A 19,759-nucleotide genomic window follows, 5' to 3' on the forward strand; every position below is an offset into this window, starting at 1 on the left:
TGCATGTATGTACGTGTCGCGAGATGCCCACGCGGCCGGTCCCACCTGAGAAGGTGAGGGTGGCCGCGGCGCGAGTTCGGGTGGAGTCGGACCGACAGGTGAACCGCTCGACTCCGCAGTGGATTCTCGATCTGGCGGACCTCGGGAGCGTCGAGCCTTCCGAGCGTCGGAAGGAACGTTTCGGTCGCCTGAGTTGGTTTCGACGACTTCGACGTCGATGAGCTCGGGACAAGCCCGGCATCAACACAGGAAGCGAGGATCCGATGGAATCACTGTCGACAGCCGAGCGAATCGGCATTCTCGGAGACGTGCACGGCGATCTCGACCATGTGCTGCGGGTGTCGGGCGCGATGTCGACGCGCGACATCCGGACACTTCTGGTTCTGGGCGACTTTGGATTTATCTGGCCGGGCGCCAACTGGGACAACGTCGTCGCCAAGCTGAGCAAGAGGCTCCTCGCCCGAGGCCAGTCCTTGTTTTTCGTCGACGGGAACCACGAGGACTTCAGTCGCCTCTACCGTTTCCCCATCGGGCCAGACGGATTGCGGTGGATACGCCCGAACATCGCGCACATACCGCGCGGATACCGAACCCGCCTAGCCTCTGGGAGGACTCTGGCCGCACTTGGCGGTGCGAGCTCCGTCGACGTTGAATACCGCCGGGAAGGGTACTCGTGGTGGCCGCAGGAGTCGATCACCGAGGCCGACCTCGACGCCGTCGGCGACGAACCCGCCGAGCTCCTCGTCGGGCACGACGCACCCCTGAACCTTCCCGGCCTCGATCGTCGGCTGGCCCAAACCGCCGACCAGTGGCCGTCGGCGGGGCGCGAATACGCAGCCGCCGGACGTCGCATGTTCCACCGCGGATTTCTGCAGCTGCGCCCCGCACTGTACCTCGGCGGCCATTATCACCACCACATCGACGAGACGGTCGTGATCGGCGTCGGTGACGACCGCTTCGAGTCGCGCGTGGTCCTCCTCGACAAGAACGGTGACCCGACAACCATCAGCCAAGGCATCCTGAACGTGACGACGTTCAACCTCGACCTGTTCTGCCTGGCGAATCGCACATAAACCAACCCCGCGCCGATGCGGGCTCCAGTGTGGGCTAGTCACACCACGTCACCGGTGGCGTCGGGGACGCTTCGCGGGGTTCCACGGGAACGGCCACGTCGACGGGTCCTGATCGGTCACGTCGACGCCGTCATCCCAGACGCGGGTCCACGGCGGCTCGATGCCGCGTTCCCGGTATGCCCGCTCGAATGCATCTCCGCGGAACTTGGGGTATCCGGTTCCGTTCGGCGGCAGGTCGTGTTCGCGGGCCATGGTGCTCCTCAGGCTCGAGCAGCCGGCCCTGCGACGACGATATTACGCCGCACGTAGGACCTTGCTCCAGCGCCAGTTCGTAGGGGCGCCGCCAGAATGCAGGGCACGACCGCGTCATCGCCACCCACTGCTTTATCCGGGCCCCGGACTGATGGCTCGAGACTCGTTAACGGCAACGTGCCGCGCATGACTTTCCGGGCGGCTGCGACCTCCGCCCGGAAGGGCACGTGCCGTGGCGATGGAGGACGGGTCGAGCCGGAAATCGTTCGACCAGCTGGAACGGCGTTGGATGGCCAATTATGAGGAGCTCCGGTCATTCCGGGCAACGAAGGGGAAGTTGCCCCTCGAGGCGGGCGTGGGCTCGGAGGCGACTCTGGGTGGATGGTTGCGTAACCAACGACGACGGCACAAGCGCGGACGGATGCCGGCGTGGCAGGCAGACTTGCTGCAGCGGATCCCCGGCTTCGTCTGGGAGCCGGCGGTAGGGGCCTGGTGGGTCAAGCTCGAGCTGCTGCGTGCGTTTCTTGAGCGGGAGGGGCGGGTGCCGCGTTACCGGGCGGTCCATGCGGGGGAGCGGGAGCTGGCAGCGTGGGTGCACAAGCAGCGCCATTTCCTCTGCGTCGTGGCGTTTCTGCCCGCAGTCATGGGCTGGCATGTCCTCATTCCAGCACTGGGCGGCGCGCTCCTATTGGTCGCCAATCTGGTGCATCGCCCATGGAGACAGATATTCGTCCCACACACGTCACCGTTCGTCGTCGCCAGCATCGTGATGGTCTCGGTCGGGGTGGCTGCGTTCCAGCTCCTCACGAGTGCCCCTCGCCAGTCGAGCGGATCGCTCGAATGGAGCGTTCTACCCGGGCAAGAATACGGACCACTCGCCGTCATTGCGATCGTAATCGTTGCTTCGATCACCAACGCAACGTTCGAGGAGCTGTTGTGGCGCGTTGGGCTACAGAGGCTCTTTGCGGGCCGTGGGTGGCTCATCGCCCAGTGGCTCCTGTTGTCAGTTATCTTCGGCCTCTCTCATGTGAACGGAACGCCTGGCGGTATCCTCGGGATGGCGTTTGCCGGCTTGTTCGGCTTCGTCATGTGCATCATCCGAGAGGTGTCTCGAGGCTCCGTCATCTGGATAATCGTGGTTCACTTCGTCGCGGATGTAATTCTGATCGGAGGCGTTTATGGCATCTTCATTTGGTGAACAGTTCGCAGCAATCGTTCGCACTACGAGTCGTTCTGCACACGCCTATTTGTGCGACGGTAACTCAGCCGCGGCCGTGGCTTGGGACGACAACTCCGAAATTACGATTCGACTGTCCCTTCGTGGTGAAGAGATTTGGCTTCTCGCCGGTTCGGGGACTCTTCTACGTTTTGTGGCTGCGAGTGACGGCGAGTTCGACCACGAGGGCATCGGCTATGTCATCAATCAGATTTTGCATGGAGCCGCTATTGAGTTCTTTGGTGTGGCCGAAGACACTGACAACGTCAACTTTGCTACGGGCTTTGAGATCGGTCAGTCGCAAGAGTTCGCGGGTGGATTGAACGGGAGCCAAGCCCGCTTCAGGACGCGTCTGGCCGGACCGATGGCTAGTGCCGCCCTGACCATACTTGAGTAGCCCGCTTTGACGACGTAGACAGAAAGCCCAGGGTCGATATAGGTGATCTTACGTCCGGTGGCGCCGGGGCCGTTTCGCGGGGTTCCACGGAAACGGCCACGTCGACGGGTCCTGGCCGGTCACGTCGGCGCCGTCATCCCATACCCGAGTCCACGGCGGCTCGATGCCGCGTTCCCGGTATGCCCGCTCCAATGCATCTCCGCGGAACTTGGGGTATCCGGTTCCGTTCGGCGGCAGGTCGTGTTCGTGGGCCATGGTGCTCCTCAGGCTCGAGCAGCCGGCCCTGCGACGACGATATTACGCCGCACGTACGACCTTGCTCCAGCGCCAGTTCGTAGGGGCGCCGCCAGAATGCCGGGCACGACCGCGTCATCGCCACCCAGTGCTCTATCCGGGTCCCGGACTGGTCGCTCGAGGCTCCGTAACAGCAACGTGCCGCGCATGACTTTCTGGGCGGCCGTGACCTCCGCCCGGAAGGGCACGTGCCGTGGCGATGGAGGACGGGCCAAGCCGAGAGCCGGCCGACAGGCTGGAACAGCGTTGGCTTGCCACTTATGGGCAAATCAGGTCATTCCGGGCGACGAAGGGAAAGTTGCCTCTCGAGGCGGGCGTGGGTTCGGAGGCGACTCTGGGTGGATGGTTGCGTAACCAACGACGACGGCACAAGCGCGGACGGATGCCGGCGTGGCAGGCAGATTTGCTGCAGCGGATCCCCGGGTTCGTCTGGGAGCCGGCGGTAGGGGCATGGTGGGTCAAGCTCGAGCTGCTGCGTGCGTTTCTTGAGCGGGAGGGGCGGGTGCCGCGTTACCGGTCGGTCGATGCGGGGGAGCGGGAGCTGGCAGCGTGGGTGCACAAGCAGCGCCATCACTTTCGACAGGGCCGGCTTCGGCCCGATCGCGCCGCTGCGCTGCGCCGCCTGCCGTTCAAGATTGTGTAGGCGCGCGGGCCAGAGGCGGATTGTCGTCCAAAACGGGAACACGTACCGCGGAAGATGTTCGATTCTGGGTTGATGCGGCCGACAACTCTGGAGCTTCGACGAGCGGCAGGTCCCGCTTGCCGCCGTTCGCCGTCAAGCACCCCCCTCCTGGGGAGCCGGCGAGCGCCAGCTGTCAGTCGTCTCGGGGTCGGTGAGCTGTCTGAGGGTGGCGCCGATGAAGGGAGCGAGGTCGGGGATCTGGCGTGCCCAGAAGAGCATGTCGGTGATGGTGATCATCGTCTCGCCCCTCAGGAGTCGCTGGAAGCGGTCCTCGGAGAGGCCGGGTGGCAACTCGTTTGTCGCACAGAACGTCCTGATGTTGGTGTTGTGGTCGAGGAGGTGTTCCCGGATCCTGTTGGCGACGGCATGTTGCAGCTCCGCCGCCGCTTGGTGCGGTGTCTCCATCGGACCGGTGGCGAGTTGGGTGCTGGTGCGGCCGAACTTCTTCGGGTTGTCGGCGAGCGAGCGGGGCTCGAACACGACGCCGCCGGGCTGAGGCTTACGAGGCATGGCCTAATTTTACCCAATTTGCACCAGTCTGATAGCAATCGCTGGGTTTTGGTGGTGATATGCGTCGTTTCGCAGTCTGTTTGCACCACAGTCACGCTGAACCGGTTGGCGATCGCCGCACACACACCTCTGCATGACTACCCCTACAGAACTCTCCGGCCTTCCTGCGACCAGATCGACCCCCTCCGCCATCAAGCGACCGCGGAAGAGCACCGCCGCCAGGATCGCCAACACACACGTCGACTCGGGCGTCGACTATGACAGCGACGCACGCCTGCTCGTGTTCCGCGAGGGCGCCGAGGACCCGCGGGTGGCGGCGGCCCGCATGATGCTCCACGGTGCGGCGAGTGAGGATGCCCGGGTAGCTATGGAGGCCATCCGAGCCGAGCTGCCGCCGGCCACCGCGAAGAAGATGAGCGACTACAAGTCCTCGCTCCCCGCCGCGGCTGTCGAGGCCATCCGCCCATTCGTCGAGAACGCGGTGGCGCTTGCACTCCCAAAGACCACCCACTCAGTCGAAACGCTCCTCGGCCCCTGTATGCACTTCGTCTACTGGGCCGTATACGTCATCGGTGCCGACCTCGACGCCGACATCATCTTCAAGCGGGAGCTGATCGAGAACTACGTGCGCGGGGCGGCGAAGGACCGCTCGGAGGGCACCCGCCGCAACCATCGCGCGTGGCTGTTCCGCGTCGCCGAGGCCGCGAACCCTGAGGCCAACCCCCGCAACCCGATGCCGCTGAACGCCCGGGCGGTCGAGACTCCCTACGACGCCGACGGCTTTGTCGCACTCGGCCGGTGGGCTGCCGGTCAGAAGACCCCCCACATGCGAACCGCCGCCAAAACTCTTCTGGCACTCGGGGCGGGAGCCGGCCTCCGCGCCTCCGAGATCGCGGTACTCAGGCGCGAGGCGATCACCGTCGACGAGAAAGGTCGGGTGACGATCGAGATCACCGAGGGCGGTCCGCATCGCGTTGTTCCGGTGACGGCCCAGTTCGAGAAGTCGCTCGCGAAGGCTGCGAAGGTCATGCCGCCCGGCTCTTTCGCCTTTCTCCCGAACCGGGTCCGGACCGGACATGAGGTCGTGAGTGCCTTCGTCGGCCGATCATCCATGCCGCCGGGCAGCCCGGTCGTGCGGGCGAGCAAACTGCGCAATACCTGGCTGGTCCGGCAGATGACCAACCGTGTCGATGTGCTCACCCTGATGGATGCGGCGGGTCTGCAGTCGCTCGAGTCGATCTCCCGGCTGGCGAGCTACGTGCCCCGCCCGTCCGAGAAGGACCGCCTGGCCCAGCTGCGAGGCACGCGATGAGCCGCCCCACCATTGAATCGCAGTATGAGCAGGCCGAGAGGTGGATGCATCATACTTTCGGCTCCGGTATGCGCGACTACACCTCGGCAAACCTGAGCACGCCAAACAGCGTCGCCATCGTCGAGGTGGACCGGCTCGTCAAAGCATCGGCAATTCGCCAGCTCATTGTTGGGTGGCGCGCTGAAGATGTGAAGTCGGCCGCAGGGGCGAAGCCCTTCGTTGATGAAACCGCGGCACTGGCGCTGATATTGCTGCAGCTCCGACTCGAGCGTCCCACGCTGATCAGCGACATGGCGAAGACGTTCCACAGACTGAGTCCGCGACAGCGGGCGGTCATCGGGTTACGGCACGACGGTGAGGACACACGCGTCTACGGCCGAATCGGGGATGCAGTGAAGCGTCTCATCGCGCTTGTCGACGAATTCCCGGGTCGCCGCGACAAAATCCTTAGTCGTGACGAGTTCCGGGCGATGATCGCAGGGCGAGACCCAGCGGACTGCCGAAAGCGGCGCGAGCGGATGTTCCTCCTCGGCAACACCCTCGTCGAGGGCACCTGGAAGATGCTCCCCCGAGAGGTGCGCGAGCGATGGGAAGGCAACATCGCCCAGGACGCCACACTCGTCCCACTCCAAGGGCAGCGGGGCAACCCAGCCGGCCACAACCTGAACGAGCGACGCCGATCGATCAACTCTGACGGCGGGTACTACCAGCGCGCCGGAAGCCACGGAGCCATGACCCATTCCGACGCCCGCGAAGCCAACAAAGCCAGCCCCGGCGCCAAGAACAAAGGAACGTCCATCGGCAAGAGCACTTGGGGAGTCGAAGCGGAACTCGCGCGACTGGTTCCCAACCTTCACGACGACCCGGATCTCTTCCCCCTCATCACACTCGGCGTGAGCTACCACATCCCCGGCGCGATCACGGGAGAGGGAGTGCGCATGCTGAACTCCTTCGTTGACCGAGGGCACCGCCCCAACCACTACATCGTCGACCGCGCATACCCCGGGGGCAAGTTCCAGGAATTCCACCTACCCGCCCGACTCCTCGGTGTGAAGCTCGTGTTCGACTACAAGGACAAAGCACTCGGCGTTCAACTGCACCACACCAGCGGATTCGTGCAGGTTTCCGGCGCCTGGTACCTCGACAACCTCCCCGACGTGCACCGCGACGCCGACAAAGTGGTGCTCGTCGCACGGAACAAGTTCGATGCCGAAATTAACCGGATCGAGAAGACCAACCCCACCGACGCTGAACGCGCGGAAGGGAAAGGAAAGGCGGGCAAGGAACTGGCGCCGGCAGAGGAGCTTTACGAGAAACAGTTGGCGCAGCGCGCAAAGTACATGCTGACCTACAAGGGCCACATCCAGCCAGACGGGTCTCGCCGCTACATCATCCCTACCGATGCACCGGGGTACCCCAAGTGGAAAGCACAGAAAGGCTCCCACCAGAGCCAGAGCATCGTGATGACCCTGCCTACTGCGAAGGAAATCGAAGATGATGTGAACGCTGGCGGACTCAAGAACGAACAGTACTTCGCCTACGGAACGGCACCGTGGAAGCACGCCTACGGCCTTCGCAACGGTGTCGAATCGGCCAACCGAAATGTCAAGCGCGCACAATTTGAAGACATCGCGACGCCCGACAAACGCGGCGTCCGCGGCAACACCTTCACCTACATCGTCGTCGCGATGAGCATTGTCGCCGAGAATCTTCGACAGATGGTTTCCTTCTTCAAACGCAAACTTGCGCTGAAAACCATTCACTCAAAGAACAACTACATTCCCTCGCTCTTCTGGCAGAGCGACAACTCGGTGCCCGCACCCGAGCCCGAACCCCGGCCACCCTGGTAGCCGGAACCACTGCGCGATAACCCCCGCTTACCCGCAACACCGATACGAATCGGCGTGCCTGAAAATCCTCAGGCACGCCGATTTTGCGTTTAACGCCCGCATCGGGCATCCGCCGACGGTGCCCTGAGCACGAATCCGGGCACAAAAAAGGCCGGGAGACCGCTAAGCGATACTCCCGACCAATTTCCCGAACAATCCAGCTGAATAGGCCGAATCTCTCAGTGTGCGCGAAGGGGGACTTGAACCCCCACGCCCTTTCGGGCACTAGCACCTCAAGCTAGCGCGTCTACCAATTCCGCCATCCGCGCGCTTCCGGTAATCCCGTGCGGGACCACCGAGGTACGACAATAGCACGCGCGGGGTGGGCAGTTTGAACACCCGGCACACCCGGGCGGAGATCCGCACGCAACCGCCCCCTCACACGGCGTCATCGGTATCGTGGGAGGCATGGTCACCCCCGAACCCACCGCATCCTCTGCCGCGCTGTCGGCCGACACCGATGAAAACGGCGTCGCACTCGACGAGACCGCGATCATCGCGCGAGACCTCATCCGGTTCGACACCACCAACTACGGTGAGGGCAGATCCAACGGCGAGGCGGATGCCGCGGAGTACCTCGAGGCAAAACTCGTGGCCCTTGGCCTCACGCCGCAGATGTTCGAGTCCGCCCCCGGGCGCGTTTCTGTCGTTGCCCGTGTGGAGGGTGCGAATCCGGATGCCGATGCGCTGGTCCTGCACGGGCACACCGACGTCGTGCCGGCCGACCCGGCGAACTGGAGCGTCGACCCGTTCGGCGGCCTGATCAAGGACGGACTTCTCTGGGGTCGCGGTGCCGTCGACATGAAGGACATGGACGCGATGATGATCACCGCGCTCGGCGACATCCTCGGCAGCGGCCGCCAGCCGGCCCGCGACATCATCGTCGGCTACTTCGCCGATGAGGAGGACGGGGGACGGCTCGGATCGCACTACCTGGTGCGCGAGCATCCGGAACTCTTCGCCGGCGCGACCGAGGCGATCAGCGAGGTCGGCGGGTACTCGATCACCCTCAACGGAACCCGCGCCTACCTGCTGCAGACCGGGGAGAAGGCCCTCATCTGGGTCAAGCTGATCTCCCGCGGCAGCGCCTCGCACGGATCCCGCGTGATGCACAACAACGCGATCACCAAGCTCGCCGAGGCCGTCGCGACGCTCGGCCGCGAACCGTGGCCGCTGCGCCTGACCGACACGACCACCGAGCTCATCGGCGAGCTCGCCCGCATCCTGGAGCAGGATCCGCAGAAAGTCGGCCCCGACGAGCTCGTCCTCGCGACGGGCACGGCGGGCGGGTTCATCCAGGGGGCGCTGCGCACCACCACGAACCCGACGATGCTGACCGCCGGGTACAAGCACAACGTGATCCCCGACACTGCCGAGGCGCTCATCGACATCCGTGCGCTGCCGGGGGAGGAGGATGCCGTGCTCGCCCGGGTGCGGGAGCTGATCGGCCCCGACATCGAGATCCAGATCATGCACCAGGACATCGGGCTCGAAACGGCGTTCTCCGGCCCGCTCGTGGACGCGATGACGAACGCACTCGGCACCCACGACCCCGGCGCGCCCGTGCTGCCGTACATGCTCAGCGGCGGCACCGACAACAAGGCACTCTCGCTGCTCGGGATCAAGGGATACGGCTTCGCGCCGCTCAAGCTGCCCGCGGAACTCGACTTCCCTGGCATGTTCCACGGCGTCGACGAACGGGTGCCCCTCGACGCACTAGTGTTTGGCAGGCAGGTGCTGACGGACCTGCTCCTCGACTATTAGAACGGCTCTCACCGCGTGAGTTTCATCGAAGCGATCATTCTCGGACTGCTCCAGGGGCTCACCGAATTCCTCCCGATCTCCTCCAGCGCGCACCTGCGCATCGCGGGGGAGTTCCTACCCTCGGCGACCGATCCGGGTGCGACGTTCACCGCCATCACCCAGCTCGGCACCGAGGCCGCGGTGCTGCTGTACTTCTGGGGCGACATCAGCCGCATCATCGGCAAATGGTTCCGCCACTTCGGCTCCGGCGCGAGCCGCGGCGGCCGCGGCGTGGCCATCGAGAAGAACGATCCCGATGTGCGGTTGGGGTGGCTCATCATCATCGGCACCATTCCGATCGTGCTCGTGGGCTACTTCCTGCAGGACACGATCCGCGGGGCATTCCGGTCGCTCTGGCTCGTGGCGATCGTGCTCATCGTCTTCGGCATCTTCCTCGGAGTCGCCGACCTGCTCGGACGCCGCACCAAGCAGCTCAACGACATCGGCTATCGCGACGGAATCCTGTACGGACTCGCGCAGACCCTCGCACTCATTCCCGGGGTCTCGCGCTCCGGCGCGACCACGACGATGGGCCGGGCGCTGGGCTATTCGCGACCGGCGGCCGCCCAGTACGCGTTCCTCCTCGCCGTTCCCGCGGTCTTCGGCAGCGGGTTGTTCGAGCTCGTCAACAGCATCACCGATCCCGAGGTCAACGGGCCATTCGGGCCGCTCGAGACCGCGATCGCGACCATCGTCGCGTTCGGAGTTGGCTACGCCGTGATCGCCTTCCTCATGAACTACATCAAGACGCGGTCGTTCCTGCCGTTCGTGATCTACCGGCTGGCGCTGGGAAGCACACTGCTGGTGCTCCTGTCCCTCGGGGTACTGCAACCTATCTGACCGAATGCACCATCGGAGCCACACCGGCGTAACCTTGATGTGAATTCGAACAAGCAGCTATCTGCCGTCTATTCTTAACACGACAAAAACTGATGAACGAAACCGAAGGGGCGGGCGTGAGCACGATGAAAGCGCTCATTCGGCACCGAGAAATGGCACGACACCATGACTGAGGACGACACGTTCGAAGCGGCCAAGGTCGCGATCAGCACCGCCCACGAGACGCGCAGCAACCTGTGCAGCCCGTTTCTCGCCATTGCTCCCGTTACCGGCGCCTCGGTTTCGGTGCTCGCGGGATCGAGCGGACAGTCGACGATGTGTTCGAGTGACGCCACGTCGGCACTTCTCGACGAGATGCAGTTCGATCTGGGTGAGGGTCCGTGCTGGGAGGCGCTCTCGACCCGGCTCCCCGTTCTTGCTCCCCGGGTTCGCGTAGAGGAGAACAGGGTTTGGCCGATCTTCGCCCAGACTCTGCGAAGCGATCCGAGAAACTCCAGTGTCCGGGCCATCTACGCGTTCCCGCTTGTGGTCGGCTCCCTCGACATCGGCGCCGTCGACCTCTACTCGACCAAGGAAGGGGACCTGACCGGTTCCCAGGTGACCAATGTGCTGGAACTTGCCGGCCTCACAGCCTGGCAGGTACTTCGGCGGATTTTGACCGATGGCACGAACGGCATCGAGGAAGAAGACACCACCGGAGCAGGCTCACGTCGCGAGGTTCACCAGGCCACGGGAATGGTGCTGGCCCAGATGAACATCAGCGCCGCCGACGCCGGACTGCTACTGCGAGCACACGCGTTCTCGACGGGACGCTCGGTGCGCGAGGTGGCCAGCGACATTGTCTCCCGGCAAATCGACTTCTCGGGGAATCGCAATGGCTAACGAAGGATGCCCCGTGGGCGACAAAATGGAGGAATGGTGAGTACCACGCGCGAGGCACGACTGGCCGCGACGTTTGTAACGCTCGCAGATACGCTCGTGGCAGGGTACGACGTTGTCGACCTCCTCGACACGCTCGTGAATGCGAGCGCGGAACTGCTTGACGCCGCGGCGGCGGGCCTGATCCTGGCGGACGAGGCCGGGGAGCTCTCTGTAATCGCGTCGACGAGTGAACGAAGCCGCCTCGTCGAGATCATGCAGCTCCGCTTCGGCCTCGGTCCGTGTGTCGAGTGCTACAAGACCGGCCGCGTCGTCACGGTGGCCGACGTCGACGAGGTCGGCGACAAGTGGCCGGACTTCCGGGAGGCGGCACTCGAGCAGGGGTTCCACTCGGTGCATGCCGTCCCGCTCCGGCTGCGCGGCACTGTCATCGGGGCACTCAACCTCTTCCGAAACCAGACCGGTGTCATGTCCGACGAGGACATCCTGGCCGCGCGCGCACTCGCGGATATCGCGACGATCGGCATCCTTCATGAGCGCACCTTGCACGAGAGCGACACGGCCAAGAGGCAGCTTCAGCACGCCCTCGACAGCCGAGTGCTGATCGAACAGGCGAAGGGGGTGCTCGCCCACACTCACCTCGTCGACATGGACGAGGCCTTTCGCACGCTGAGGGACTATGCCCGCAGCAACGGATTGTTGCTCAGAAACGTCGCGGAAGCAGTTGTCAACCGCTCCCTCGTTCTATGACTTGTCATATGTCGTTGCGCTAACGTTAACTTCCTGCCCAAGACCTCGGCAGTTTTCCCACTGTGATGGTCGAAAGGGTATCTATCATGTCTAAGTTCTTCGCTCACGTCGTCTTCGACTCGGACGACGGGTCTATCGGTCTGGCGGATTCAGCTGTCGCCGACGCCATGGTGCTCAGCCATACGACCGAACGGAAGGGTCTGCCGTTCAGCGAGATCGATCTTCTCGAGCTCGCGGTAATGAATTCCCACCACGACAACCTCTGACCCTCCGCTGACGGTTGTGGTCTGACTCCCAGCGAGCCTCGCTTAGGCTGGAGGGGTGAAGTCGTGGAGCCGTCCGTGGGTTCCCCGGCTCCCGGGGAACGGTCAGCCGCCGCGCCTGTTTGACACCTCGACGAGCACGTTCGTGTCGACTGTCACATCGGGAACGGCATCCCTCTACGTGTGCGGGATCACCCCCTACGACGCCACCCACCTCGGGCACGCATCGACCTACCTCGCCTTCGACATCCTCGTTCGCAGTTGGCTCGATGCGGGCTACGACGTGGACTACGTGCAGAACACCACCGACGTCGACGACCCGCTGCTGGAACGTGCGACCCTGCTGGGAATCGACTGGCGCGTGCTCGCGGAATCGCAGACCGAGCTGTTCCGTGGCGACATGGAGGCCCTGTCGATCATCCCGCCCGACCACTACGTTCCGGTCACCGCAGTGATCCCCGAGGTAGCGGCCGCCGTCGACGCGCTGGTGGTGGGCGGGTTTGCCTACGAGGTGCCGTCCGCGGAGTCCATCGACTCCGCGCCCGACCTCTACTTCGACAGCGCCGAGGCTGGCGAGGCAACCTCGTGGCATCTCGGCCTCGAGAGCAACCTCGACCGTGCGGACATGCTCGCCCTGTTCGCTGAACGCGGGGGAGACCCCGACCGCCCCGGGAAACGGGATCCGCTGGACCCTCTCCTCTGGCGCGCTGCGCGGGCGGGAGAGCCGGTATGGGACACCGTGCTGGGGCTCGGCCGCCCTGGATGGCACATCGAATGCTCGGTGATCGCCGTCAATCGGCTCGGGTCGTCGATCACGGTGCAGGGCGGCGGGGCTGACCTCCTGTTCCCCCACCACGAATTCAGCGCAGCACACGCCACAGCCCTGACCGGTGAGCCGTTCGCCCGCATCTACTCCCACGCCGGGATGATCGCCTACGACGGCGAGAAGATGAGCAAGTCGCTCGGCAACCTGGTTCTCGTGTCGCGCCTGATCGAGGGCGGGGCCGATCCGCGCGCCATCCGGCTCGCCCTGCTCGGGCACCACTACCGGCACGATTGGGAGTGGACCGACGATGCGCTCGTCGCCGCCGGCACTCGTCTCGCGCTCTGGCGCGCCTGGGCGGAGCGCGAACAGCACGGCGCCCCGGCGATCGATTCCCTCATCGCTGCGCTGCGGGTCGCCCTGAGCGACGACCTCGACACTGTGGCGGCACTGGATGCTGTCGACAGAGCGGTCGCTAGCGGCACAGCGCCCGGCACCGCGGCGCTGGACGCCGTGCACGCACTTCTCGGCATCGACCTCCGCAGCTGAACCCCGCGCGCGCCGCCGCTCGAGCGCCAGCTCAGTTTGCGCGCATCTTGTTCACTCCCGCGCCTGCGATTACGACCGCACGAGCGAACAACAGCCGCGCGAACGGGCTGCGGCGCGAACGGTCAGCCGCGCAGACGGTCAGCCGCGCGAACGGTCTGCGGCGCGAACGCGCATCCGCCGCCTGGCTCAGTCCTTGGGCCGCCAGGGACCGTCGCCAGCGGAACCGCCGCCGCTGCCGCCGTCGGGCTTGTCGTCGCCACTTCGCCGCAGATACTTCTCGAACTCCTGGGCGATCGCCTCGCCGCTCGCCTCGGGGGAGTCCACGGTGTCTCTGGCCTGCTCCAGCTGCTCGATGTAGTTCGACATGTCCTCGTCCTCGCTCGCGAGGGCGTCGATCCCGCTCTCCCAGGTCGCCGCATCGCCGACCAGGTCGCCGCGGGGGATGACGACGTCGATGATCTCCTCGAGCTTGTCGATGAGCGCCAGGGTGGCCTTGGGGGAGGGGGCGTTGTGCACGTAGTGGGGAACGGATGCCCAGATCGACATCGTGGGGATCCCCGCCACCTCAGCCGCGTGGCCGAGCACCGCGAGAATACCGACCGGGCCTTCGTACGAGCTGCGTTCGAGGCCGAGCTCCCCACGCACGGTCGCGTTCTCCGAGCTGGCGAACACCGAGATCGGCCGGGTGTGCGGCACATCGGCGAGCATCGCGCCGAGCATGACGATGCCGGTGATCCCGGTCTCCCGCACCGTCTCGAGAATCTCGGCGGAGAAGCTCTTCCAGCCGCGGGAGGGTTCGGTGCCAAGCAGGAGGTAGATGTTGGAGTTCTCGGCGACACCCACCGACAGCTCGGCATCGTTCGCCAGGCCCTCCGGTTTCGTCGCGGGCGCCTTCACCGACGTCGGCCCGTAGATCGTCACGTTCGGCCACACGAGAGTGCGGTTGCCGTCCTCATCGTTCGCGGCGAGCGGCCGGTTGAACTGATAGTCGAAGTAGTCCTCCGACTCGAACTCTGCGATCGGGTACAGGTCGAGCAGGCCCTTGAGCGTGCGCACCGCACCGCTTGCGGCCTCGCCGGCGTCATTCCAGCCCTCGAACGCGACGACAAGAAGTCGTCCGCTCAATAGTCCCGAGCCGTCAGTCAACACATGTCCTCCATTGGTCGGCCACGGGCACCGTGACCGATCGTCTCTGACAAGGATAGAACCCGAGGCGCAGTCGGCCGAACCGCCGCCGGTACTATTGGGCATCGTGACCGAACCGAGCCTGCCCGCACATTTTCCCGCCGCCGTTCTCTGGGACATGGATGGCACCCTCGTTGACACCGAGCCGTATTGGATGGTCGCCGAGACCGAGCTGATCACCTCGTTCGGCGGCACCTGGACCCACGAAGACGGCCTCGAGGTCGTCGGCCTGGGCCTGTGGGATGCCGCGGTCATCTTCCAAGCGCGCGGCGTCGACATGACCGCGGACGCCATCATCGAGTGGATGACCGACCGCGTGCTCGAGCAGGTGAACGTCGCGGTGCCCTGGCGCCCCGGCGCCCGCGAGCTGCTCGCCGACCTCAAACGTGCCGAGATTCCCACCGCCCTCGTGACGATGTCCGTGCATCGGATGGCGGCGAGAATCGTCGACGCGATCGGATTCCACGCGTTCGATGTGATCGTCGGCGGCGATGATGTCGAACTCGCCAAGCCGCACCCGGCTCCCTACCTGCACGCCGCCGACCTGCTCGGCGTCGACATTCTCGACTGCCTCGCGATCGAGGATTCGGTTCCGGGACTGGCCGCCGCGATCGCATCCGGCGCAGTCACAATCGGCGTTCCCCTGCACAGCCCGCTCGACCCGGGCCCGAACCACACCCTCTGGGAGAGCCTCGCCGGCGTCACCCACGCCCACCTCGCCTCGCACTTCGCGCAGATCCGAACGGGAGCATCGCTGTGAGCGGCGCCGTGCGGCGCCAGAGCGGCCCCTTCCGCGCCGGTGACAAGGTGCAGCTGACCGGGCCGAAGGGCCGCCTCAACACGATCGCACTCGAGCCGGGCAAGATCTTCCACACCCACCGGGGCGGGGTCGAGCATGACGACGTCATCGGCCAGCCCGACGGGTCCGTCGTGCTCGGCACGACGGGGGACGAGTACCTCGCGCTGCGCCCGCTCCTCAACGACTTCGTGATGTCCATGCCGCGCGGAGCCGCGATCATCTACCCGAAGGACGCCGCCCAGATCCTCGCGTTCGGCGACATCTTCCCCGGTGCCACGGTCGTCGAGGCCGGAGTCGGCTCCGGTGCGCTGAGCCTGTGGCTCCTGCGCGCGATCGGACCGGCCGGCCGCCTGCACTCCTTCGAGCGCCGGGACGAGTTCGCCCAGGTCGCACAAGGAAACGTCACAAGCTTCCTCGGCGGCGAACCAGACAACTGGACCGTCACGGTCGGCGACCTGGTCGAGGAGCTCCCCGGCGTCGTCGGTGCGGGCGAAGTCGACCGGGTCATCCTCGACATGCTCGCCCCGTGGGAGTGCATTGACGAGGTCGCCGAGGCGCTCACGCCCGGCGGTGTGCTCGTCTGCTATATCGCCACCGTGACGCAGCTCTCGCGCGTCGCCGAGGCGATCCGCCGCACCGGCCTGTTCACCGACCCCGATTCCTCCGAGACGATGGTCCGCGGCTGGCATGTCGAGGGCCTCGCCGTGCGCCCCGACCACCGCATGGTTGCACACACCGGATTCCTCATGACCGCCAGGCGCCTCGCCCCCGGCGCGATCCTGCCCCAGCTCAAGCGCCGCGCCTCGAAGACCGACTTCGCGGACGAGGATGTCGAAGCGTGGACACCCGGATCCCTCGGCGAGCGAACCGCGACCGACAAGCGCCTGCGCAAGACCGCGCGGGCCGCGCAGGCTGGCGCGGAATTCGCCATCACCGCTGAGGCGGATGGCGCGGTTCCGAGCAGCGACCAGCCCGACGACGCAGCATCCGCCACCTAGACTTGAGCAGTTCCGCCCCCGTGTTCCACCGAAATGAGGCCCCCGTGCGCAGATTTCCCGCGCTAGTCGTCGCCGCCAGTGTGCTGGCCGCTCTTACCGCGTGTGCGCCCGGCTTGGCGGGCAACGGATGCGAATCAACAGTGACGAGCGGATCCGCGTCGGCGACCGTCGACGCGCCGGGCGACTTCGGCTCGGCACCGGAGGTCAGGTTTCCGACGCCCCTCATCACGACGACGATCGAACGGACCGAACTCATCGCCGGCGACGGCGAGCGGCTCAAGCCCGGCCAGCCGGTCTTCCTCGAGGCGACGATTCTCAACGGAACCGACGCCACGGTGCTGCAGCAGACCGCGTACGCGCCGGAAGGCGGCAGCCTCTTCACGATCGGCGACACCGCTCTCCCCGCACTCGGAACCGGGCTCGAGTGCACGACGGAGGGCTCGCGAGTCGCCATCGTCGCCTCTGCCGAGGACAGCGCCGCGAGTGATTCCCCACCAGCCACGAGTGACTCGGTCGTCTTCGTCGTCGACGTCGTTCGCGCGTTCCCCGCCCGCGCCAACGGCACCGTGCAGCTCGCGGTCGCCGGCATGCCGAGTGTCGTCACGGCTCCCGACGGCACCCCGGGCATTACGATCCCCAGCGAGCCTGCCCCCACCGAGGCCCGCGAGTCTCTCCTGCGCCTCGGCGACGGCGACGAGATCGTCGCGGGCGACCAGGTCGTCGCCAAGCTCACCGCCGTGGACTGGGAGGGAGAATCCGTCGTACAGTCCACCTGGGAGACAGGCAGCGCCGCGATCGTCGATCTCGCGGGCGACTCCGTGAGCGAGGGGCTCAAGGAGGCGATCACCGGCAAGACCGTCGGCTCGCAGGTTCTCGCCATCGTCCCGCCCGCCGCGGGCGCCGACGGCGCGACCCTGATCTACGTCATCGATATTCTCGGTACGGTCAACTAGGCAAGGACGCCACCGTGTCACCAGAGCGTGCAGCAGATGCACCGCGCGTTCCCGTCGAGGAGCGGCTGTTCAGCCTTGTGCTCGCGCTTCTCGCGACCGACACGGGGCTGACGAAGAACGAGATACTGTCTACTGTTCAGGGGTACCGGCAGCGGTTCGACCATGGCGGCAACAACGCCAACCTCGAAAGGCAGTTCGAGCGAGACAAGGACGACATCCGCGACCTGGGGGTGCCGCTCGAGACGATCGAGTCGCCGGCGGAGTCCGGCAATCAGAACCTGCGCTACCGGATCCCGCGCGGCAGCTACGAACTCCCGGGCGACATCACCTTCTCCGTCGAGGAGACCGCGATCCTCGGGCTCGCCGCGATGGTCTGGCGGGAGGGCTCGCTGTCGACCGAGTCCCGCCGCGCCCTCGTGAAGCTGCGCGCCCTCGGCGGCACCTCCGACGAGCCTGTGCTCGGCTACGCGCCGACCCTGCGGGTGCGCGACAGCGCGTTCGAGCCGCTGCGTACCGCTCTCGACAAGCACCAGGTGGTGCGTTTCGCGTACCTCAAGCCGGGGGAGGTCGAGTCCCGGGTGCGCACCGTCATCCCCCTCGCCCTCGTGCAGCACCGGGGCCGGTGGCACCTGGCCGCTGAGGAGACCGGCACGGGGGCCCAACGCACGTTTCTGCTGCGCCGGATCGTCGGGCAGGTGGCGGCGACGGGCGAGACCTTCGACGCCCGCGCCGACGACGAGTCGGCGAGGGCGCTCCGCGAGCTTGAGGAGGTGTGGTCGTCCCACACCGCGGTCGTCGAGGTCGAGCTGGAAACGGATGCCGCCACGCGCCTGCTCAAACGCCGGGGAACGGTCACCGCGACGTCGGGCGCGCTCGAGCTGCACTACTCCGACCTCAACATCATCGCCGACGAGCTCGCCGCATTCGGCCCGGAGGTGCTCGTTCTCTCGCCGGTCGAACTGCGCGACGCCGTGCGGTCCCGCCTCGCTCTCACCACACGCAATCACACGGAGGACGCCCGTGAGTAAGCGAACGCCGACGCTGCAGGCCACCGACAAGCTCGCCTTCCTGCTGTCACTGGTGCCCTGGCTCATCGACCGCGCCCACGTGAGCGTGGCCGAGACCGCGAAACACTTCGGCATGACCGAGCAGCAGATCCGCGACGCGGTCATGCTCATCGCCGTGTCCGGCATACCGGGCGAGACGCACCAGTACCAGGACGGCGACCTCTTCGACATCGCCTGGGACCGGTTCGAGGATGCCGACGAGATCGTGCTCACCCACCTTGTCGCCATCGACGACTCGCCGCGCTTCTCCGGCCGGGAGGCTGCGGCCCTCATCGCCGGCCTGCAGTACCTGTCGGCGCTGCCGGAGATCGCCGACCGCGGCGCGATCGACTCGCTCATGGCCAAGCTCGCCCGCGGCGCATCCACCAGACCGAGCGAGATGGCGGTCGAGGCGGGGGAGACGGATGCCACTCTGGCACTCATCCGTGAGGCTGTTGCGACCGGTGTGCAGGTCGAATTCGACTACGTCAATTCCCGCGGGGACCACGAGCACCGGCATGCCGACCCGCTGCGCATCGAGTCGGTCGACGCCGACTGGTACTTGCGCGCCTGGTGCCACCTGCGCGGCGCGGTTCGCATCTTCCGGCTCGACCGCATCTCCGCGCTCACCCTCACTGCGCGGCCCATCGAGTTCCAGGTGGGCGACGTGACGCTGCCGGACGAGCTGTTCGAGGGGTCCGCCGACGACCTGTTCGTCACCATCGACGTCACGCCCGCTGCGCTCAGCCTCCTCGCCGACTACATTCCGCACGACGCCGAGCGCGCCACCGCGGGCGACCGGGTGCGCACGAGCGTGCGGGTCTCGCACTATCACGCGCTCAAGCGGCTCGTCACGGGGCTTCCCGGGATGGTCACCGTCATAGGCCCGCCCGAGGCGCGCCGCGCGGTCGCCGAGTGGGCCGCTGCGGGGGCGGCGCGCTACGGCATCGGACCGGCATAGTCCAACGTGTCCGCGGTTCGCAGGCAACTCACCCGCGCGGGGGTAAAATGAACGAAACAGTCAACGCGAGGACGCAATCATGGGAATCTTCCAAAACCTGACCGGGTGGCACGCGATCATCATTCTTGTCGTGATCCTGCTCCTCTTCGGCGCGGCCAAGCTCCCGGCACTGGCCAAGAGTGTCGGCCAATCGATGAAGATCTTCAAGAACGAGATCAAGACCGGCGCTGAAGAGGATGCGAAACCGCAGGCCGAGCCGATGCAGAACAGCTCGCAGGCCTCACCGCCCGCGAACCCGACTGAGCAGCATCCGAAGCCATAGCCACCATGGCTCCGCGCACCCGA

22 protein-coding genes and 1 tRNA gene are annotated in these 19,759 nt (G+C 65.9%); 18 read left to right on the top strand and 5 right to left on the bottom strand.

Going from position 1 to position 19,759, the window contains the following annotated elements; genetic code table 11:
• Nucleotides 1–263 precede the first annotated feature (263 nt).
• Entirely contained in the window at nucleotides 264–1,073 is an 810-nt protein-coding gene (locus tag BHD05_RS11295) for a metallophosphoesterase (RefSeq protein ID WP_161886520.1), read from the top strand.
• Nucleotides 1,074–1,121: 48 nt separating this feature from the next.
• Here BHD05_RS11295 and BHD05_RS11300 read toward each other — a convergent pair whose 3' ends face one another.
• Nucleotides 1,122–1,325 carry a hypothetical protein gene (locus tag BHD05_RS11300; protein ID WP_161886521.1) on the bottom strand — a complete coding sequence of 68 codons (204 nt, stop codon included), beginning with the start codon at nucleotides 1,323–1,325 and terminating at the stop codon, nucleotides 1,122–1,124.
• Between the two features lie 289 nt (nucleotides 1,326–1,614).
• Between BHD05_RS11300 and BHD05_RS11305 the strand changes: the two genes are divergently transcribed.
• Both BHD05_RS11305 and BHD05_RS11310 read left to right on the top strand, forming a co-directional pair.
• Nucleotides 1,615–2,523 (top strand): CPBP family glutamic-type intramembrane protease, encoded by a 909-nt coding sequence (locus BHD05_RS11305; protein WP_161886522.1) that lies wholly within the window; start codon nucleotides 1,615–1,617, stop codon nucleotides 2,521–2,523.
• A complete protein-coding gene (locus BHD05_RS11310; protein WP_161886523.1) occupies nucleotides 2,504–2,938 on the top strand; it encodes a hypothetical protein in 435 nt (144 codons plus the stop codon). Before BHD05_RS11305 ends, BHD05_RS11310 begins: the two co-directional genes overlap by 20 nt.
• A 48-nt stretch (nucleotides 2,939–2,986) precedes the next feature.
• On the opposite strand, the gene BHD05_RS11315 is transcribed toward BHD05_RS11310, so the two are convergent.
• Nucleotides 2,987–3,193, bottom strand: coding sequence for a hypothetical protein (locus tag BHD05_RS11315; RefSeq protein WP_161886524.1), 207 nt, complete (start codon nucleotides 3,191–3,193; stop codon nucleotides 2,987–2,989).
• A gap of 238 nt (nucleotides 3,194–3,431) precedes the next feature.
• Here BHD05_RS11315 and BHD05_RS11320 point away from each other — a divergent pair, with 238 nt between their 5' ends.
• Nucleotides 3,432–3,875 carry a helicase associated domain-containing protein gene (locus BHD05_RS11320; protein WP_236966746.1) on the top strand — a complete coding sequence of 148 codons (444 nt, stop codon included), beginning with the start codon at nucleotides 3,432–3,434 and terminating at the stop codon, nucleotides 3,873–3,875.
• Between the two features lie 132 nt (nucleotides 3,876–4,007).
• Here BHD05_RS11320 and BHD05_RS11325 read toward each other — a convergent pair whose 3' ends face one another.
• The gene (locus BHD05_RS11325; RefSeq protein WP_161886526.1) at nucleotides 4,008–4,424 is read right to left on the bottom strand and encodes a hypothetical protein; all 417 of its coding nucleotides are present in this window, start codon (nucleotides 4,422–4,424) and stop codon (nucleotides 4,008–4,010) included.
• A 133-nt stretch (nucleotides 4,425–4,557) separates the two neighbouring features.
• Between BHD05_RS11325 and BHD05_RS11330 the strand changes: the two genes are divergently transcribed.
• Both BHD05_RS11330 and BHD05_RS11335 read left to right on the top strand, forming a co-directional pair.
• Complete coding sequence (locus BHD05_RS11330) at nucleotides 4,558–5,736, top strand: site-specific integrase (protein WP_161886527.1); 1,179 nt, start codon at nucleotides 4,558–4,560, stop codon at nucleotides 5,734–5,736.
• Nucleotides 5,733–7,586 (top strand): hypothetical protein, encoded by a 1,854-nt coding sequence (locus BHD05_RS11335; RefSeq protein WP_161886528.1) that lies wholly within the window; start codon nucleotides 5,733–5,735, stop codon nucleotides 7,584–7,586. Before BHD05_RS11330 ends, BHD05_RS11335 begins: the two co-directional genes overlap by 4 nt.
• A gap of 224 nt (nucleotides 7,587–7,810) precedes the next feature.
• Here the strand turns inward: BHD05_RS11335 and BHD05_RS11340 are convergent.
• Nucleotides 7,811–7,894 (bottom strand) — tRNA-Leu (locus BHD05_RS11340).
• Nucleotides 7,895–8,033: 139 nt separating this feature from the next.
• Between BHD05_RS11340 and BHD05_RS11345 the strand changes: the two genes are divergently transcribed.
• The 6 genes from BHD05_RS11345 to mshC all read left to right on the top strand — a co-directional run bounded on the left by BHD05_RS11345 (nucleotide 8,034) and on the right by mshC (nucleotide 13,472).
• Nucleotides 8,034–9,389 carry a M20/M25/M40 family metallo-hydrolase gene (locus BHD05_RS11345; protein ID WP_161886529.1) on the top strand — a complete coding sequence of 452 codons (1,356 nt, stop codon included), beginning with the start codon at nucleotides 8,034–8,036 and terminating at the stop codon, nucleotides 9,387–9,389.
• A gap of 15 nt (nucleotides 9,390–9,404) precedes the next feature.
• Nucleotides 9,405–10,268 (top strand): undecaprenyl-diphosphate phosphatase, encoded by an 864-nt coding sequence (locus BHD05_RS11350; RefSeq protein ID WP_161886530.1) that lies wholly within the window; start codon nucleotides 9,405–9,407, stop codon nucleotides 10,266–10,268.
• A 165-nt stretch (nucleotides 10,269–10,433) separates the two neighbouring features.
• Entirely contained in the window at nucleotides 10,434–11,150 is a 717-nt protein-coding gene (locus BHD05_RS11355; RefSeq protein WP_161886531.1) for a GAF and ANTAR domain-containing protein, read from the top strand.
• Nucleotides 11,151–11,183: 33 nt separating this feature from the next.
• Nucleotides 11,184–11,897 (top strand): GAF and ANTAR domain-containing protein, encoded by a 714-nt coding sequence (locus tag BHD05_RS11360; RefSeq protein ID WP_161886532.1) that lies wholly within the window; start codon nucleotides 11,184–11,186, stop codon nucleotides 11,895–11,897.
• A gap of 86 nt (nucleotides 11,898–11,983) precedes the next feature.
• The gene (locus tag BHD05_RS11365; RefSeq protein ID WP_161886533.1) at nucleotides 11,984–12,163 is read left to right on the top strand and encodes a hypothetical protein; all 180 of its coding nucleotides are present in this window, start codon (nucleotides 11,984–11,986) and stop codon (nucleotides 12,161–12,163) included.
• Nucleotides 12,164–12,218: 55 nt separating this feature from the next.
• Nucleotides 12,219–13,472 carry a cysteine--1-D-myo-inosityl 2-amino-2-deoxy-alpha-D-glucopyranoside ligase gene (gene mshC / locus BHD05_RS11370; protein WP_161886534.1) on the top strand — a complete coding sequence of 418 codons (1,254 nt, stop codon included), beginning with the start codon at nucleotides 12,219–12,221 and terminating at the stop codon, nucleotides 13,470–13,472.
• Between the two features lie 186 nt (nucleotides 13,473–13,658).
• Here the strand turns inward: mshC and BHD05_RS11375 are convergent, their stop codons facing one another.
• Nucleotides 13,659–14,618: a proteasome assembly chaperone family protein gene (locus BHD05_RS11375; RefSeq protein ID WP_161886535.1), complete on the bottom strand. Its 960-nt coding sequence runs from the start codon at nucleotides 14,616–14,618 to the stop codon at nucleotides 13,659–13,661.
• Between the two features lie 157 nt (nucleotides 14,619–14,775).
• Here BHD05_RS11375 and BHD05_RS11380 point away from each other — a divergent pair, with 157 nt between their 5' ends.
• The 6 genes from BHD05_RS11380 to tatA all read left to right on the top strand — a co-directional run bounded on the left by BHD05_RS11380 (nucleotide 14,776) and on the right by tatA (nucleotide 19,736).
• Nucleotides 14,776–15,417, top strand: a complete 642-nt coding sequence (locus BHD05_RS11380) for an HAD family hydrolase (RefSeq protein ID WP_161887500.1) — start codon at nucleotides 14,776–14,778, stop codon at nucleotides 15,415–15,417.
• On the top strand, nucleotides 15,414–16,454 hold the full coding sequence (locus BHD05_RS11385) for a tRNA (adenine-N1)-methyltransferase (RefSeq protein WP_161886536.1): 1,041 nt from the start codon (nucleotides 15,414–15,416) through the stop codon (nucleotides 16,452–16,454). Before BHD05_RS11380 ends, BHD05_RS11385 begins: the two co-directional genes overlap by 4 nt.
• 44 nt (nucleotides 16,455–16,498) lie before the next feature.
• The gene (locus BHD05_RS11390; RefSeq protein WP_161886537.1) at nucleotides 16,499–17,407 is read left to right on the top strand and encodes an FKBP-type peptidyl-prolyl cis-trans isomerase; all 909 of its coding nucleotides are present in this window, start codon (nucleotides 16,499–16,501) and stop codon (nucleotides 17,405–17,407) included.
• 14 nt (nucleotides 17,408–17,421) lie between these two features.
• Nucleotides 17,422–18,435 (top strand): helix-turn-helix transcriptional regulator, encoded by a 1,014-nt coding sequence (locus BHD05_RS11395; RefSeq protein WP_161886538.1) that lies wholly within the window; start codon nucleotides 17,422–17,424, stop codon nucleotides 18,433–18,435.
• On the top strand, nucleotides 18,428–19,414 hold the full coding sequence (locus BHD05_RS11400) for a helix-turn-helix transcriptional regulator (RefSeq protein WP_161886539.1): 987 nt from the start codon (nucleotides 18,428–18,430) through the stop codon (nucleotides 19,412–19,414). The genes BHD05_RS11395 and BHD05_RS11400 overlap by 8 nt, the downstream gene beginning before the upstream one ends.
• Nucleotides 19,415–19,493: 79 nt before the next feature.
• Nucleotides 19,494–19,736 carry a twin-arginine translocase TatA/TatE family subunit gene (gene tatA, locus BHD05_RS11405; RefSeq protein WP_418763805.1) on the top strand — a complete coding sequence of 81 codons (243 nt, stop codon included), beginning with the start codon at nucleotides 19,494–19,496 and terminating at the stop codon, nucleotides 19,734–19,736.
• Nucleotides 19,737–19,759 lie beyond the last annotated feature (23 nt).

The sequence above is a fragment of the Marisediminicola antarctica genome, from assembly GCF_009930795.1.
Lineage (GTDB): Bacteria > Actinomycetota > Actinomycetes > Actinomycetales > Microbacteriaceae > Marisediminicola > Marisediminicola antarctica.

Coding starts and splice junctions, on each gene's coding strand:
- BHD05_RS11295 (WP_161886520.1), top strand. CDS start 264: ATGGAATCACTGTCGACAGCCGAGCGAATCGGCATTCTCGGAGACGTG.
- BHD05_RS11300 (WP_161886521.1), bottom strand. CDS start 1,325: ATGGCCCGCGAACACGACCTGCCGCCGAACGGAACCGGATACCCCAAG.
- BHD05_RS11305 (WP_161886522.1), top strand. CDS start 1,615: ATGGCCAATTATGAGGAGCTCCGGTCATTCCGGGCAACGAAGGGGAAG.
- BHD05_RS11310 (WP_161886523.1), top strand. CDS start 2,504: ATGGCATCTTCATTTGGTGAACAGTTCGCAGCAATCGTTCGCACTACG.
- BHD05_RS11315 (WP_161886524.1), bottom strand. CDS start 3,193: ATGGCCCACGAACACGACCTGCCGCCGAACGGAACCGGATACCCCAAG.
- BHD05_RS11320 (WP_236966746.1), top strand. CDS start 3,432: ATGGAGGACGGGCCAAGCCGAGAGCCGGCCGACAGGCTGGAACAGCGT.
- BHD05_RS11325 (WP_161886526.1), bottom strand. CDS start 4,424: ATGCCTCGTAAGCCTCAGCCCGGCGGCGTCGTGTTCGAGCCCCGCTCG.
- BHD05_RS11330 (WP_161886527.1), top strand. CDS start 4,558: ATGACTACCCCTACAGAACTCTCCGGCCTTCCTGCGACCAGATCGACC.
- BHD05_RS11335 (WP_161886528.1), top strand. CDS start 5,733: ATGAGCCGCCCCACCATTGAATCGCAGTATGAGCAGGCCGAGAGGTGG.
- BHD05_RS11345 (WP_161886529.1), top strand. CDS start 8,034: ATGGTCACCCCCGAACCCACCGCATCCTCTGCCGCGCTGTCGGCCGAC.
- BHD05_RS11355 (WP_161886531.1), top strand. CDS start 10,434: ATGACTGAGGACGACACGTTCGAAGCGGCCAAGGTCGCGATCAGCACC.
- BHD05_RS11360 (WP_161886532.1), top strand. CDS start 11,184: ATGGTGAGTACCACGCGCGAGGCACGACTGGCCGCGACGTTTGTAACG.
- BHD05_RS11365 (WP_161886533.1), top strand. CDS start 11,984: ATGTCTAAGTTCTTCGCTCACGTCGTCTTCGACTCGGACGACGGGTCT.
- BHD05_RS11380 (WP_161887500.1), top strand. CDS start 14,776: ATGGATGGCACCCTCGTTGACACCGAGCCGTATTGGATGGTCGCCGAG.
- tatA (WP_418763805.1), top strand. CDS start 19,494: ATGGGAATCTTCCAAAACCTGACCGGGTGGCACGCGATCATCATTCTT.